This is a genomic window from Afifella aestuarii (assembly GCF_004023665.1).
GTDB classification, from domain to species: domain Bacteria; phylum Pseudomonadota; class Alphaproteobacteria; order Rhizobiales; family Afifellaceae; genus Afifella; species Afifella aestuarii.
This window is the reverse complement of record NZ_SAUF01000001.1, coordinates 630290-644229: the sequence shown is the minus strand read 5'-3', so window position 1 is coordinate 644229 and position 13940 is coordinate 630290. Positions and strand designations below refer to the sequence as shown.

Annotated in this window: 18 protein-coding genes and 1 tRNA gene; 13 read left to right on the top strand and 6 right to left on the bottom strand. The window is 64.6% G+C overall.

Going from position 1 to position 13940, the window contains the following annotated elements:
• Positions 1-7: 7 nt before the first annotated feature.
• The gene (locus EO094_RS02955; RefSeq protein WP_128290829.1) at positions 8-226 is read right to left on the bottom strand and encodes a helix-turn-helix domain-containing protein; all 219 of its coding nucleotides are present in this window, start codon (positions 224-226) and stop codon (positions 8-10) included.
• Positions 227-837: 611 nt separating this feature from the next.
• On the opposite strand from EO094_RS02955, the gene EO094_RS02950 reads away from it, so the two are divergent.
• Positions 838-1059 carry a DNA-binding protein gene (locus EO094_RS02950; protein WP_128290828.1) on the top strand — a complete coding sequence of 74 codons (222 nt, stop codon included), beginning with the start codon at positions 838-840 and terminating at the stop codon, positions 1057-1059.
• On the opposite strand, the gene EO094_RS02945 is transcribed toward EO094_RS02950, so the two are convergent.
• A complete protein-coding gene (locus tag EO094_RS02945) occupies positions 1056-1403 on the bottom strand; it encodes a hypothetical protein (protein ID WP_128290827.1) in 348 nt (115 codons plus the stop codon). The genes EO094_RS02950 and EO094_RS02945 overlap by 4 nt on opposite strands.
• A gap of 88 nt (positions 1404-1491) precedes the next feature.
• Between EO094_RS02945 and EO094_RS02940 the strand changes: the two genes are divergently transcribed.
• From EO094_RS02940 to EO094_RS02925, 4 genes are read left to right on the top strand one after another with little or no spacing between them, the layout of a single operon-like run.
• Positions 1492-2280: a hypothetical protein gene (locus EO094_RS02940; protein ID WP_128290826.1), complete on the top strand. Its 789-nt coding sequence runs from the start codon at positions 1492-1494 to the stop codon at positions 2278-2280.
• Between the two features lie 12 nt (positions 2281-2292).
• On the top strand, positions 2293-2568 hold the full coding sequence (locus tag EO094_RS02935) for a hypothetical protein (RefSeq protein WP_128290825.1): 276 nt from the start codon (positions 2293-2295) through the stop codon (positions 2566-2568).
• A 17-nt stretch (positions 2569-2585) separates the two neighbouring features.
• On the top strand, positions 2586-2867 hold the full coding sequence (locus EO094_RS02930; protein WP_128290824.1) for a hypothetical protein: 282 nt from the start codon (positions 2586-2588) through the stop codon (positions 2865-2867).
• Positions 2867-5920 (top strand): transglycosylase SLT domain-containing protein, encoded by a 3054-nt coding sequence (locus EO094_RS02925; protein ID WP_128290823.1) that lies wholly within the window; start codon positions 2867-2869, stop codon positions 5918-5920. Before EO094_RS02930 ends, EO094_RS02925 begins: the two co-directional genes overlap by 1 nt.
• A 28-nt stretch (positions 5921-5948) precedes the next feature.
• On the opposite strand, the gene EO094_RS02920 is transcribed toward EO094_RS02925, so the two are convergent.
• The 3 genes from EO094_RS02920 to EO094_RS02910 all read right to left on the bottom strand — a co-directional run bounded on the left by EO094_RS02920 (position 5949) and on the right by EO094_RS02910 (position 8453).
• Complete coding sequence (locus EO094_RS02920) at positions 5949-6809, bottom strand: hypothetical protein (protein WP_128290822.1); 861 nt, start codon at positions 6807-6809, stop codon at positions 5949-5951.
• A complete protein-coding gene (locus EO094_RS02915) occupies positions 6806-7057 on the bottom strand; it encodes a hypothetical protein (RefSeq protein WP_128290821.1) in 252 nt (83 codons plus the stop codon). The genes EO094_RS02920 and EO094_RS02915 overlap by 4 nt, the downstream gene beginning before the upstream one ends.
• 106 nt (positions 7058-7163) lie before the next feature.
• Positions 7164-8453 carry an AlbA family DNA-binding domain-containing protein gene (locus tag EO094_RS02910; protein WP_164879533.1) on the bottom strand — a complete coding sequence of 430 codons (1290 nt, stop codon included), beginning with the start codon at positions 8451-8453 and terminating at the stop codon, positions 7164-7166.
• A 122-nt stretch (positions 8454-8575) separates the two neighbouring features.
• Here EO094_RS02910 and EO094_RS02905 point away from each other — a divergent pair, with 122 nt between their 5' ends.
• From EO094_RS02905 to EO094_RS02890, 4 genes are all read left to right on the top strand, one after another.
• Positions 8576-8923, top strand: coding sequence for a hypothetical protein (locus tag EO094_RS02905; RefSeq protein WP_128290819.1), 348 nt, complete (start codon positions 8576-8578; stop codon positions 8921-8923).
• Positions 8920-9126: a hypothetical protein gene (locus EO094_RS02900; protein WP_128290818.1), complete on the top strand. Its 207-nt coding sequence runs from the start codon at positions 8920-8922 to the stop codon at positions 9124-9126. The genes EO094_RS02905 and EO094_RS02900 overlap by 4 nt, the downstream gene beginning before the upstream one ends.
• A gap of 41 nt (positions 9127-9167) precedes the next feature.
• Complete coding sequence (locus tag EO094_RS02895; RefSeq protein WP_128290817.1) at positions 9168-9968, top strand: hypothetical protein; 801 nt, start codon at positions 9168-9170, stop codon at positions 9966-9968.
• Positions 9969-10062: 94 nt separating this feature from the next.
• Positions 10063-10548 (top strand): helix-turn-helix domain-containing protein, encoded by a 486-nt coding sequence (locus tag EO094_RS02890; protein ID WP_128290816.1) that lies wholly within the window; start codon positions 10063-10065, stop codon positions 10546-10548.
• Positions 10549-10637: 89 nt separating this feature from the next.
• Here the strand turns inward: EO094_RS02890 and EO094_RS02885 are convergent.
• A tRNA-Arg gene (locus EO094_RS02885) sits at positions 10638-10714 on the bottom strand.
• A gap of 388 nt (positions 10715-11102) precedes the next feature.
• On the opposite strand from EO094_RS02885, the gene EO094_RS02880 reads away from it, so the two are divergent.
• From EO094_RS02880 to EO094_RS02865, 4 genes are all read left to right on the top strand, one after another.
• The gene (locus EO094_RS02880; protein WP_164879532.1) at positions 11103-11723 is read left to right on the top strand and encodes a class I SAM-dependent DNA methyltransferase; all 621 of its coding nucleotides are present in this window, start codon (positions 11103-11105) and stop codon (positions 11721-11723) included.
• Positions 11724-11848: 125 nt separating this feature from the next.
• Entirely contained in the window at positions 11849-12199 is a 351-nt protein-coding gene (locus EO094_RS02875; RefSeq protein ID WP_128290815.1) for a carboxymuconolactone decarboxylase family protein, read from the top strand.
• Positions 12200-12281: 82 nt separating this feature from the next.
• Positions 12282-12695, top strand: a complete 414-nt coding sequence (gene arfB / locus EO094_RS02870; protein ID WP_128290814.1) for an alternative ribosome rescue aminoacyl-tRNA hydrolase ArfB — start codon at positions 12282-12284, stop codon at positions 12693-12695.
• A gap of 78 nt (positions 12696-12773) precedes the next feature.
• A complete protein-coding gene (locus EO094_RS02865) occupies positions 12774-13889 on the top strand; it encodes a class II histone deacetylase (protein WP_128290813.1) in 1116 nt (371 codons plus the stop codon).
• Positions 13890-13940 lie beyond the last annotated feature (51 nt).

Sequence of the window (13940 nt, the reverse complement as noted above, 5' to 3'; positions counted from 1 at the left end):
GAGAGTGTCACGGGTTTCCGCAGTACTCGCCCGTCCCGCTCACCGTATTCCGCTCCTCCCATTCTTCAACCTTTGCGATGGGATAAACCACCGCCCCGCCCAGCTTCAGGTACGAGGGTCCCTGGCCGGCCGATCGCCAGTTGGCGAGCGTCCGCGGATTGATCCGGCCGCCGTAGCGCGCCGAGAGCTCGGCAGGGGTCAAGTAGCGCTTGCTGGCGTGTTCCATTGTTGCATCTCCGTGATTCCCGGTGTGGTCATGGTGATGACGCGTGGCAGACGCAGTGGCAACAGTAACGGGCGTGATGCTGACTAGTAGTCAGCCTGTCTCGCGAAGTGGAACCGCACGGAACCGGGGAGAAAAAATCTGAAAAAAATCGCAGGGCGCACATAGGGCGCAGGACAAGCCTCAGAGGTCCTCGAAGCTCTTCGCGTCCGCGTCCGGCAGCATGGATCATTCGCCTGCCAGAACAAGAAAGCCCCCTTTCGGGGGCCTTAGTCATCAGAGGAGAGAAGCATGAGCTACGTCTGAGAGTATCCGATCACGACCAGACGCCCCGGTAGCTGGCGAGGATGATGCGTGGCGGCCGGCACGGCACCAGATCGGGTGCGGCAGCCACAAACGTATGAACATGCTGACCATTCGGCCGTGCTGCGCCCTATCTGCGCCCTATGCCGCCGGTGAAAAAAATATCTGCCCGGTTCTCAAGGCTTTCCGATGCCGGGGTCTGCTGACTATCGGACATCATCTCCAGGCGGATCTTGCGACGCACCTCGAAATGAGGCGGACGTACTTCCCGTGACAAACACCGATAACGGTATAAACACGTGGAGAACGCCATGACTGTCTTCCTCACCGCCGATGAACTCGTGAACCGCTGGGGCAATACGGTGAACAAGCGCACCCTGGCCAACTGGCGCTTCAGTGGTCACGGGCCTCGGTTCACCAAGCTGGGCGGCAAGGTGGTCTATCCGCTCGAGGAGGTCATCGACTACGAGCAGCGCCGCACGGTGCAGTCGACCTACGAGTATGACGGGGAGCGCTTCGCCTCGACGCGCTAAGCCGGCTCGCGGAGGGCGGTGACAAACGCCGCCATCTGCCCGCCCTGGAGCGCCTCGAGGATCGCCATCGGGCACTCGGCGTTCCAGCGCTCCGATCTCAATACGCTGTGCAGCCAGCGCCGCCGCTGCTCATCGCTGGCGCTGGCCACCCACTCCGCCGATCGCGCCCAGAAGTCCGGGTCCAGCTCCATCTCAGGCCCCGTCCAGCCGGCGCGCACCGCCTCCTCGATGAATGGCCGATAGGCCGGCAGCTTGGTGATGGTCTCCGGTCCCAGGCGGGGCTGGCGCTCGTACTGGGCGACGAGATCGGCCGCCACCTGCCGAAAGTTCTTCTGTTCTTGCATCGCGGTTCCCTGCCACGCCCGTCGTGACGCGACCATTCAAACAGGCCGAAACAGGCCGAAAACTGGACGCTACCACGGAGAGAACCGCATGAGCACTCAGAAACAGCTCGATGAAGCGAACGAAGCACTGACCGCGGCACTGCGCGATGGTGAGGACACCACCAGCATCCGCTCCCAGATCAAGAATCTCGAAGACAAACTCGCGGGTGAGCAACAGGCTCAAGCGGCGAAGACACGCCAGGCGCGCCAGGCGAAGGAGACCGCGCTCCAGGAGGCCGCACAGGAGGTCGCTCTGGCTGAGCAGCAGGAAATCGACCAGGGCGCACAGGTCGACGGGCTGTCGGAGCTGCTCGATGGCGAGGAACCTGCACCCGTCGTTGACGACCCTGAGCTGCAGACAGCGGCACGCGGCGTCGCGCAGGCCCAGCACGTTTTCGACGTGGCGTCCGAGCGTCATCAGGAAGCGCAGGCACAGGTCGCGAAGCTCCAGAAACGTCTGAACGAGAAGGAGGCGCGGGAACACACGCTGAGACAGGCACGCCTCGCCGGCGATGAAGATAACGCGGCCGAGCTCCACGCCCTCGGCCTCGACATCGAGGGCCTGCGCGAGCTGCTGGCGGACGCACGGCGCCAGGCGAAAGATCGCAGTCCGGCCCATGAGCAGCGCGCGCTGACCGAAGCACGCCAGCGGCTGGAGCAAGTTCGGACTCATGCCACCGCCCGCGTCCTTGAGCAGCGCGCCCGCCAAGCTGAGCAGGTGTTCATTCATGCCCATGCCAAGTTCGTCGAGGCCGCGATGGCCGCGGGCGAGAAGAATCGCTTCACGGCCTTCACGCCCAGCCCGGACCTGAAATTCATCGTCTACGGCGTCTACTGAGGAGGCCTCCCCATGATCGATCGTGACCCCCAAGGCCGTTTCACGCCCGGCGGACAGTCTCCCAACCCTCGAGGCCGGCCGCGGCGCCGGAGCCCGGAAGAACACGTCCAGCACCTGCTCGAGCAGAAGCTGCCGACGATGCTGGAGCAGGCCTTCGATGCCTCCGAGCGCTCCGACGAGGTGCTGGCCGGCCTGCTGAACCTGCTCGCCGCCCACGTGCAGGGCCAATCCCTTTCGAACCTACAGCTCGAGCTCGCCCAGATCGGACGCGTCGGCTCGAACCACTGACATCGAGGAGCGACCTCATGAACGACAACGCAGTGCTGGACCTGCTCAACCGGGCCTTCGGCGGCCCGAAGCAGATGCTGGTCACCAAGGCGCGCCGCCCGCGGCGCGTCGTCATGGCGAAATCGCGAGCCGAGGATGCGCCGGCGCCCATGTCGGTCGACGAGGCGAAGGCGCGACTCTCGCGTGCCTGCGGCCACGGCAACATCACGGGGACTGACGCCCTCAAGATCGAGAAGGCCGTCGAAAGCCACGGCGCGGTTCCGGCCGATGTCGCCAACTACCTGCGGGGGATCAGCTGATGGCGATCAAGATCCCAGTTTCGGCGTCGCTCGATACGGGCAACGTCGACCAGCAGGTCAAGCAGATGCAGCACCAGTTCAACGAGCTGGGCAAGGCCGCCGCGTCGCTCAAAGACGTGACGTTCAACCCGATCGAGAAGGGCACCCTCGAAGAAATGAAGCAGATGACTGCTCGCTTCGAGGCCCTGAAGAAGGCGGCGCCCGGCCTGGCAAAGCGGCTTCACGAAGCCGGCCAGGGTGGAAAGAACTGGAACGAGGTCGACTGGAACAAGGCCTTTCCGGACGACCATCAGCGCACGCGGTACATGCAGACCCTTGTCAACATCCTGCGCGACAACTCGGCCAAGGCCGTGAAGCCAGGCGAAGGCGGTGTCTCTGGTCACGGCGGCGGCTCGACCCCTCCACCTCGCGATCCGCCTGGAACAAGCGCGGCTGGAGATGAGGCGCGGCGCCAGGGGCGAAACATCGCCTCCTCCGCGCTCGGGGGGCTGGGAGGTGCGGGCAATGCCGCCTCTGGTGCGCTTAACACTGCCCTCGTGGGCGGCGCCGGCGCCGGTCTGGTCGGCCTGCTCGGCGGACTTGCAGCATTCGGTGTCGGCAAAGCCGTGGGGGCTGCGACCGAGAAGATTGGTGCCGCCGAGCAGGATCAGATCGACTATGACCGGCTGAAGCGGGCGATCGGCGACGTCAACGTCTCCTTCGAGCACCTGAAGGAGAGTGTGCGCGCCTCAGCCGAGGGCATGCACGTCACCTGGGAAGAAGGCCAGAAGCTGGCCGCGAGCTTCACCAAGCTGGGGAATGTCAGCGAGGACAACTACAAGCAGCTGGCGGATGAGTTGTCGACCGGTGGAGGGCTCTCCCGTGCCCTGGGGCTCGATCCGCAGAGCGGCGTCAGCTTTCTCGGCGAAATGCGCGGCGTACGGCTGACTGGCGACGCCGACGACAGCCGTCGCCTGGCACTGATGATCGGCGAAGCCGTGGGCAAGTCCGACGCATTCGCCAAGGCCGACGAGGTCATGAATGCCATCTCCAACTTCGCCAGCAGCCAGGCACGCCAGTCGCTCAGCAACGTCAATATCGCCGGCTATGCGGGCTTGCTCTCGGCGTTGACCGGTTCCGGCCAGACGGGGCTCGACGTGGCAGGCAGTGCCGCCGTCATTGGACAGGCGGGGCAGTCGCTGCGACGTGGCGGCGCCAATGGCGAGGCCAGCCAGTTCTTCAGTGCGACGGTCGGCCGCCGGTACGGGCTCGACCCTTTCCAGGCCCGCACCTGGAATGAAGGCGGTCCGTTCGCGACCCTGTCGACCACTTTCGGCGAAGACAGCATCGCCGGCCGCTACGGGATGGTCGGGCCGGGCGGCGACATGACCCTCCTTAGGGCCACCCTCGAGGAGCTGCGCCGCCAGTACGGCGGCCATAACGAGACGCTGGCCGCGGCGACGGCGAACCATCTCGGGCTGAGCATGGGGCAGGCCATGGCGCTGCTCGACATCAAGCCGAACGAAATGGGCAGCTTGCGCAAGCGCCTTGAGGGGCTCGAGGGGTTCGACATGAGCCGGATCAATGCCGCCAGCCTCGGCACGCTCTCCAAGATCGAGGACGGTGGCCGCGAAACCTGGACCAGCGTGGCCAACGATCTCCGCTCCCGCACCGGATCCGATGCGCTGTCGAGCGCCGAGCGGGAGGCGCTGGACCGGGTGATGGCCGGCCAGGACCAGGAGGCAATCAAGAACGAGCTGGCACGCCTGGTGGCGACGCGGGACCAGGGCTCCACCCAGGGCAAGGACATTCGCGACAGCAAGGTCGCCCTCGAGAACCTGAAGACGGCCGTGGCCAGCAAGCTGGTGCCGTTCACCCAGGATATTCGCGCCGGCGTCCTCTACATGGCCGGCGACGGCAAGATGAGCAGCCAGCAGCTGCTGGAGAAGATCGCTCGCAATGACGCCAGCCACCGGATGGGCAAGATCGAAGCCAGCACCGATCAGCAGCTATCGGACTTGGAGGAGCAGCGGCGCAAGGCCGTTGCCGACCTGCTTCCCAAGGGCGTCTACGACCTGGAGAACGAGCCCTTCCGGAAGCATTACATCGAGAAGATGAAGGCGGGCACCGCGACCGAGGCCGATCGCCAGGAGTACCAGCGCAAGGCGCAGGCCTGGGAGCAGGACCAGGTGTTCCGCTCCTCGGATGCAGGCCATGAGCTTCTCGACCAGACGCAGGAGGAATTCGACAAGCGCCGTCAGGCGATCGTCGACGACAAGAAGAAGCGTCTGGAGGCCGAGAAGGCGCGTTTGCAGGAGGAGCTGGACCGGATCGAAAAGACCGAGAACCAGCGCTTGGAGGAAGCCGAGCTGCGACGGCGCCAGTTGGAAGGGTCGAAGGACCGCAACCGCACGGGGGCGGCGGCGGCGGATGTGAAGGTCGCCCAGGCCGGAGTGATCGGGAAGTTGCCGGTGGGCACCAGCGGTCAGGCAGCCACACTGTCACCGACCGGCGGCACGGGTGAGGCGAGCCGCGCGCTTTTCGCCAGCATCCTTGAGCAGGAGTCGGGCACGCGGCACCGCAATCCGGACGGCACCCTGGTGCGGTCGCCTGCTGGCGCCCTTGGCATCTCTCAGCTGATGCCGGGGACCGCGCGTGACCCGGGCTACGGCATCCTCGGGATCCAGAACGACAGCCGTGCGGAGTACGAGCGCGTCGGCCAGGCCTACATCGATGCGATGCTTCGCGAGTTCGGCGGCAACCGTCGGAAGGCTCTCGCCGCGTACAACGCCGGTCCCGGGCGCGTGAAGGGTGCCGTTCGCGAGTTCGGCGACGAGTGGCTCGACCACCTGCCGAGCGAGACGCAGAACTATGTCGACAAGGTGCTTGAGCGAGTCGGGGAGCGGAAGATGCCCAAGGACCTGGCGCTATCCCAGCGGGCACAGGAGCACCGCTTCCGGTTCGACGTGCCCTCGGTCGACGTGACCGTGCGCAATGAGCGCGGCGAACCGATGGCACCGCCCCAGCAGCTGCAGCCGAAGGTCTCGCGCCCCAAGCCGTTCGGCGTGGCCTGACGAGAGGGGCGCTTCGGTGCCCCCTCGCTCATTCGCTTCTCACCCCGCAGGCTGCGCACCGGCATTGAACACAGCCAGATCGCCGCCGCGCCCGCAGCACCCCGCGCCGGCAACGCGCGCAGCCGAACGATTGCCATTGCCAGTCCGTCGTCAGGTCGTCGCCGCAATCGCTCACCTCGAGCCAAGTGCGCAGGGTCCCCGGCTCGATCATCATCGTGGGCGGCGCGACCCGGGCGGGCGCTTCTCCCGGCTGGCGCGGCCGGTAACGGATCTCGCCCTTGGCCCCGGGATCCTCGGTCAGCACGGCACCTTCCTGGTCCACGTAGTGGAAGCCCAGATCCGGGTCCCATGCGACGCGTCCCGGGCGTTCTTCTACCAAGGCGGCCGCCTGCTTGCCGCGCAAGGCCCGGACCAGGGGCTCGTGGCCGTTCTGGACCTCGAAGGCCAACCAGCGAACCCTTCGCCCATCGTCGATGGCGACGTGGTGCCGGCGTAGCGGCTGAAACGTGATCGGCTTGGTGCCCCGGGCGTTTCGCCCCTTCCGCGCTTCCTGCTCCCGGTTGTAGCAGCTCACGCAGATCTGGCCGCCGATCATGCGCATGGTGCCGCGGCTGCAGCGGGAGCAGACGAAGGCGGGAAGCGGTGACACCGGCGCCAGAGGGGATTCGGCTTCCTTGCCGGCGTGGCGGGCTCCGACGGGGCATTGGCGGCAGATGGTGAAGGCCTGGTCGCTGTCGTCGTCCACGGAGCGGACCCGGCACGCTCTGTCGTGGCGCGCTCCGCAGTGTGCCGGCCGGAGCGTCGCGCCGATGGCGCTGCAGGAGAAGAACTGGATGCCCGGCATCAGCTCTGGGTAGGCCTCGAAATACTCAACCTTGATCGGCATCATGCGTCGATCCTCAGCACGAGGTCTGTTTCGGCGGAATCGGCGGGGACGAGCTTCTCGCCGGCCAGGAGCCGGGCGGCGGCCAGCGTGCCGAGCTTGAACACAGCGGCCTGGGGCTGATCATGAGCGGCGGCGAGATTGCGAAAGGTGCGGGCGGTGGCGGGATCGACATAGGCGCTGATGCGCTCCAGGCCCTGGGCCTTCAAGCGGCGCCGGTAAGCGGCCTGTCGCTCGGCGTTGGATGCGGCCATGAGTATCCATTTCCGTGTTGGCGTTACGGACATTGGAAGATCACGACGGGGACGAGCGTTATGGCGTTAGGCTGTTGCGTGGTGGCTTTCAGTGGCGAAACTACAACTACCGATAGGTGTAGCGACAGCTATTGGCGTCGGCGCCAAACGCGTTGAAGATGTCTTCGCAGATAGCGGTAACGCCGTCGTCAAAGGCCTCGCCGGCACCCAAAGCGTGCAGCTGAGAGACATGGGTCCCTCCAATTGTCGGTTGGCCAAATACCGTGCCTGGCCCACCACGCTCCACCAGCATCATCTTCGGCTCGTTGTCGATGGCAGTTTGCATGATGAATGGGATGGACGGATCTCCGCAGCGCGCGCGAACCTCAGCAGGCCACCAGAAGCAATCAGCCAGCAGACGCGTAAAGACGGATCGCCCGATGGCCGGCGGTTCCTCCTCCACAGCCCTATAAAATACGCCAAGCTGGAACCGCCCATTCTTGTACCATCTCAAGTCTAGGTTAATCAGACTTCTAGTATTGTCACCAGAACCGGATGATAGTGACGAGGCGATACCACCGAGGATCGGGCGCGCAGATTCGATCCGGAGAAGCTCTCCCGCTTGGCCCATCTTCCGTGGCTCGGAGCAGCGGTAGCTCTCGTATAGCGCTCCCGGTGAGACGCGCGTGTTGTACGGCGTCGTCAGATCCAGAGCGACTGATGTTTCGGGTATCACGAGCAAGTGCCAGCCGAGCCATTGGCCGACAGAAGATCGGGCCCGTTGCGCCTGTAGCCGGTTGGCAAACCGTTCCGCTTCCCGTTCGAACTGCTGCTCTAGCCGCACCGCCGAATACTCCCTCTGCAGCACCATGTCCTGGATTTGCCGCATATCCATTTGCTTGCTCTCGTCCTCCCGACGAATGAAGCAGTGCCACACTTTCCCCTTCACGCGGTGCGGGGCGAGTGGTGACGGGGGACCGCGGAGAACGACGACGCCGTGGTTTTCTTCTGTGGTAAGCACAGCCGCTGCTTCAATTCTGCCCAAGGGAGGTTCGATCACGTCTCCCAAGGATCGCTTAAGCTGGTCCGCAAGCTTTCCGGGCTCGGGCAACGGAACCACTTCATCTGCATGCCCAGGTGTGCCCGGCGATTCCGCCGTTTCATTGATGCCGATGATCAAAGTGCCGCCATCTGCGTTGGCAAAGGCGCAGATTTCTCTGGCGATCTTATCGCGAGCACCTTCCGGGACGCTCTTCGTGTGACCCTGTGCCCATCGCGATGTTTTCTCGCCTTCCGAGGCGGCGAGATCCTTCTTCAACTCAAGAAACAAGCTCTCGGGGAGAGAGTCCCGGACAACACTATCGATGTCTTCGGAGGTTAGAGCGTCGAGCGGCTTGTCAAATGGTCCGTAGGGCATCCACCAACTATTTCCGAGTCTTGACCGCGCGGCAATGCAGCCAAGTTTATATCCCGTTTCGACCTGGAGCTGGCGCCGTAGTGACTCGACGATGAGCGGTGTCCTCATCTTTCGGAGCCGCCATGATCGCCGCCCATCCCCTGCCCACCATCGACATGCCGCTCGCCGGTGTTGATCCCGCCTTCACCAGTGCCGACGGCATATATTCGGAAGCTGAGATGGCCGGCCGATGCCGCCAGCTTTGGGCGGCTGCCTTTGCCCTTTACGTTGAAGATGCCGCCAAGGGGATGCAGGGCCGTGCCGGCGACTACGGCCGCGAGGCGCTTTTCGATCTCGGAGGGAAACGGTACCAGCTCGACTGGCTCTGCCAGTGCGTGGGTCTCGATTCCGACGCGGTCGCCTGGCGGCTCCTGGACACGCTCACCACGCCTTCAGGGGCGGCCAACGGCACCAGCGAGGTGATGGCATGACGCGACACTTCCTGATGACCCTCGCGATGATCGCCAGCCTCTTCTTCGTCGCCGGCTGTGCTTACGTAGCGGGCCGCGTCGATGGGATGGCGGACGCGCTGGAGTTGTTCCGATCTGAGGGGCCAAATTTGCCAGGTGGGAGCGAGCCTCCCGTGCTCGATGCCGCAGGCAAGCAGCTTCGAAGAGAAAAGCAACCAGCCTGATCTGCACGACAGGTCTCGAATAATCGGGTAAAGGTCTGCCGATGACATGGGTGATTGGCGCTTCTTCGATCTTTGGGCATGGGCTTGTGATCTCTGACGTTCGCGTCTCGTTCTCAAATGGAACCGAGCAAGACATGCTCCGCAAGTGCTACCAGGTGGGGCCTTACCTGCTGGCAGGGTTTGCCGGTTCTGTCGATATCGGCTTCCGCCTCATCGAATGCTTGCAGCACTGCCTGTTAGTCCCGGATCTCCCGGAAGATGCCGTCTGGAGGCCGGAGGTAGTAGCCGAAGAATGGTCGCCGATCGCAGCAAAGCTTTTCGCGGAGTCAGACCCTCGCGAACAGGCGGGCGGCGCTCAGATACTTATGGTAGGAATATCACCGACTGAGCACATGGGAGATCCTAAGTTTCGGCGTGTTTACGTAACAAGTTTCTGTTGGCCTGATTTCACCCCCGTTCACATGCCAAAGGGGGTAAGCGTCTGCCACATCGGCAGTGGAGCAGACGTCGAGCTCTACAAAAGTCGGATCGCCGGATCCTTTGAGGTCGATTCGCCGCCGTCGATGGCCGGACTTCAAGCGGGACCGGGCGCCTGGTCGACTATGATCGGTTCCAATATCGGCCGAATCGTTTCCGACAGGCCTGTTCCCGGCATCAGCCCCCACGTTTTCATCGATACCGTGGCGCTTCGCAATTTCCGGCGCAACACGAACGATCAAACTCGGTTCGAGCCAGATGGGACTAACACCGATTTCCTGATGCCTCCTGTCGCGTCCAGCCATGCTGAATTCAAAGAGCTTTGCCGGAAGCTTGGATTGGCATCGGCTCGCGCGGTGGCTTGACGGACTCTGCTGCAGCCGCGATCGCGCTCGATGGGCGATCAGTAACGCCTGATGGGCAGCTCGCCAAGCGACTGGCCCGATTGCACTGCCTTCAATGGCGAGGGATCATCGCAACATCCCCGCCGCGACGTTCTGCAACGCCATGCAACTGACCATCACCGAGGCCGCCAGGCTGTTCGGCAAGCACCGGGCCACCGTGCACCGCCACATCGATGCCGGCCGCTTGTCATGCACCGTCCGAGGCGACGGGAAGCGCGTCATAGACCTCTCAGAGGCGATCCGCGCCTACGGTGAGCCGCGGGAGATGCCGGGCGAGATGCAACAATCTGCGACGGCGACCGCCGAGAGTATGCAACAAGCGATGTTGCAGGCGTTGCAGGCCATGCACGCCGAGCTCGTGGCGCTTCGCCAGGAGGTGGCCGCACTGAAGGATCAACCGCGACTGCTGCCGGCGCCAGCACCGGCCCGAGACGGGGTCAACGAGGCCGCAGGAGAGCCGCGGCGCGATTCTGAGGGGGAAAGCCCGGGGGACGACGACCCGCATGGCTTGCGGGCGCTGGCGCGGGAATTGTTGGGCTGAGCGTGCCGCCTATTTGCCGCCTGGCGGCGTCTGAGGCCTCTGCCGCTTGAAAGGCGACTCCGCTAAGTGCTTGCAATGTTTGGGAAACTTGGCGCACCCGACAGGATTCGAACCTGTGACCTCTGCCTTCGGAGGGCAGCGCTCTATCCAGCTGAGCTACGGGTGCAGCTCACGCCCATGTAACCGATCAAAGGCGGGCCTGCAACGGCGTGTCGACGCCTGCTGCGCGTTTATGAGGACCGGGAGCGTGAGACGCACCTATCCGCCCCTCAGGCCGGACCTCGTCAAAGGCGTGAGGATCGTCTGCCCGCCCCTTGAAAGCGGCATTGCCCCGTCAGCGAGCCTCGCCGCCAAGAGGCCGCCCGAGCTGGACCACCGCCGAGCCACCGCCGCCGAGCCACGACCGTCGAGCCACGACCGTCGAGCCACCGCCGACGAACCATCGGGCCATCGCAAAGACGCCTCTCGATCGCAGGCACTCTCCGGCCCCCGATTTGCCATCGCGCCCACATCTGCCTAGTTCTTGCTCAAGCGAAGCAGGGAGGCACAAAGCCGTGAGCGACAATCCGATCCTGAAACGCGTCTATGCGCTCGCCGGGGACCGCGACGAAACGCGCAATGTCTATGCCGCATGGGCCAGGGACTACGACACCGACACATTGCGCGGCATGGGCTATGTTGCGCCGAAGCTTGCGGCCGCGGCCCTTGCCGACCTCGTCGACGACAAGGCGCGCGTGCTCGATGCCGGCTGCGGCACGGGCCTCGTCGGCGAAGAACTCTCCCGCCGTGGGCTCGGCGCCGTCGATGGCATCGATCTGTCGCCGGGCATGCTGGATGTGGCGGCGGAGAAGAACGTCTACCGCAATCTCGACGTGGCGGATCTGACGGAGCGTTTGAACATTGCCGACGACAGCTATGACGCGGCGATCAGCGTCGGGGTTTTCACCTCCGGCCATGTCGGCCCCGATGCGATCGCCGATCTTGCTCGCGTGGTGAAGAAGGACGCGCCTCTCGTCATCACCGTGCACGAAAATGTCTGGGAGGCGCAGGCCTATCCCGATGCGCTCACCCGCTTCGAGGCGGACGGACATCTGCGCATCAACGAGTTGATCGACGCGCCCTATCACGAACGCGAGGGCTATCGCTGCCGGCTGTGCCTGCTGTCTGCCGCGTGAGGCAGCCCCGTCCCGAGAGAGACGCAAGCGCGTCAATACGTGTCACGCCCTGCCCTCGAAAGCCGCGATAGCATGGCCTTGCCCGGGCCCCGCGCCAGGGAGCCCCAGCACAGAGGAGCAGGCCCATGAGCGAGAACTTCCCGGAAACCCTGCAGGAGGTCACCGAAGGCATCGAGCTTCTGCAAGGCGCCATCCCTGACCTGATGCAGGCCTTCGGCGCGCTCGGCGAAGCCGCCTCCGAGGAGGCCGCCCTGTCGCCGAAGGTCAAAGAGCTCATTTCGCTCGCAATCGCCGTATCGGTACGCTGCGATGGCTGCATCGCCTACCATGCCAAAGCCGTGGCCGATTGCGGCGCCACGCGCGCGGAGGTGGCCGAGGCGATCGGCACCGCCATCCATATGGGCGGCGGCCCCTCGGTGGTCTATGGAGGTGCGGCCCTCAGAGCCTTCGACGCCTTTCTGCAAGACCACGGCTGAGGCGCAATCGTGGAAGGTGGCGGGCGGCCTGACGAAGCCATTTGATGATTGAGAAGAACAGAACCGGCCGCGATCTTTTAGCATGATCCGCATTTCCACCAACATCGCGCTTGCCGAAGACGAAATCGAAGAGCGCTTCGTCCAGGCGTCCGGCCCCGGCGGGCAGAACGTCAACAAGGTGGCGAGCGCGGTGGAGCTGCGCTTTGCGCTTGCCGCCTCGCAGAGCCTGCCACCCGACGTAAAGCAGCGCGTCACCGGCCTTGCCGGCCGCCGCCTGAACAAGGACGGCGTCCTCGTCATCCGCGCGGAACGCTTCCGCAGCCAGGAGCAGAACCGCGAGGATGCCGAAAAGCGCCTCGTCATGCTCATCCGCCAGGCTCTGACCGCACCCAAGAAGCGCCGGCCGACACGACCGACCCGCGCCTCAAAGGAGCGGCGCTTGCAGACAAAGAAGGCCCGCGGCGCGCTGAAGAAAGAAAGACGCGGCGAATGGTGAGAAGGTAAGCCCCGGCGAAATGCCCGGCTCGCCTTCTCTTTGCTTGTGAGACAAGAACGGGCAGTCTAGCCATATCGGATGAGCGATGGACTGAGACATACCGGCTTCTTCAGCGACGAGGCCTGTTTCTGGCACGGTGGCGGCAATTACGCCTTCATGGTGCCGGCCGGCGGGCTGGTTCAGCCCATGAACGGGCTACCGGAAAGCCCGGAGAGCAAACGGCGGCTCAAGAACCTCTTGGAGCGCACCGGCCTGATCGGTGAGCTCGATCAGCGCTCTGCCGCACCGGCGACGGACGAGATGCTGCGCCGGGTCCATCCGGAACATTACCTCCGCGAATTCAAACAGCTCTCCGACGCGGGCGGCGGCGAGCTCGGTCAACGCACCCCGTTCGGGCCGGGCGGTTACGAGATCGCCGCTCTCTCGGCAGGCCTTGCGACAGAAGCGCTTCGCGCCGTCCTCGGCGAGGAAATGGTCAACGCCTATGCGCTGTCGCGCCCGCCGGGACATCATTGCCTGCCGGATCGGCCGATGGGCTTTTGTCTTCTCGCCAATATCGCCATCGCCATCGAGACGGCTTTCGCCGAGCGGCGGGCGGAGCGCATCGCCGTCGTCGATTGGGACGTGCATCACGGCAACGGCACCGAGGCGATCTTCTACGGCCGCAGCGACGTCCTGACGATTTCGCTCCACCAGGAAAACAATTACCCGCCCGGCTCGGGGCGGATCGAGGCCCGCGGCGAAGGGGCTGGCGAAGGCTACAACATCAACGTCCCGCTCCTGCCGGGCGGCGGCCACGACGCCTATCTCTACGCCTTCGAGAAGATCGTGAGCCCGGCCCTCACCCGGTTTCGGCCGGACGCGATCATCGTCGCCTGCGGCTTTGATTCCTCCGGCGTCGATCCGCTCGGGCGCATGCTGACCTCGGCCTCGACCTTCCGCCAGATGACACGGCTTCTGATGGAAAGGGCGCTCGAACTCTGCGGCAGCCGCCTCGTCGTCGTCCATGAAGGCGGTTATTCGGAGCTGCATGTGCCCTTCTGCGGGCATCAGGTCATCGAGACGCTGTCGCGCTCTGAGATCCATGCGCCGGATCCGCTGGAGGAGCGCATCGCGGGCCAGCAGCCTTCACCGCGCGCTCAGGCTTTCCAGCGCGTTTTGATCAACGAAATGGCGGGTTTTCTCGGGTTTTAGCGGCCATCCGCCCGCCCAGGAGAAAAACCTCCCGCGCAAGGCGGGAGATTT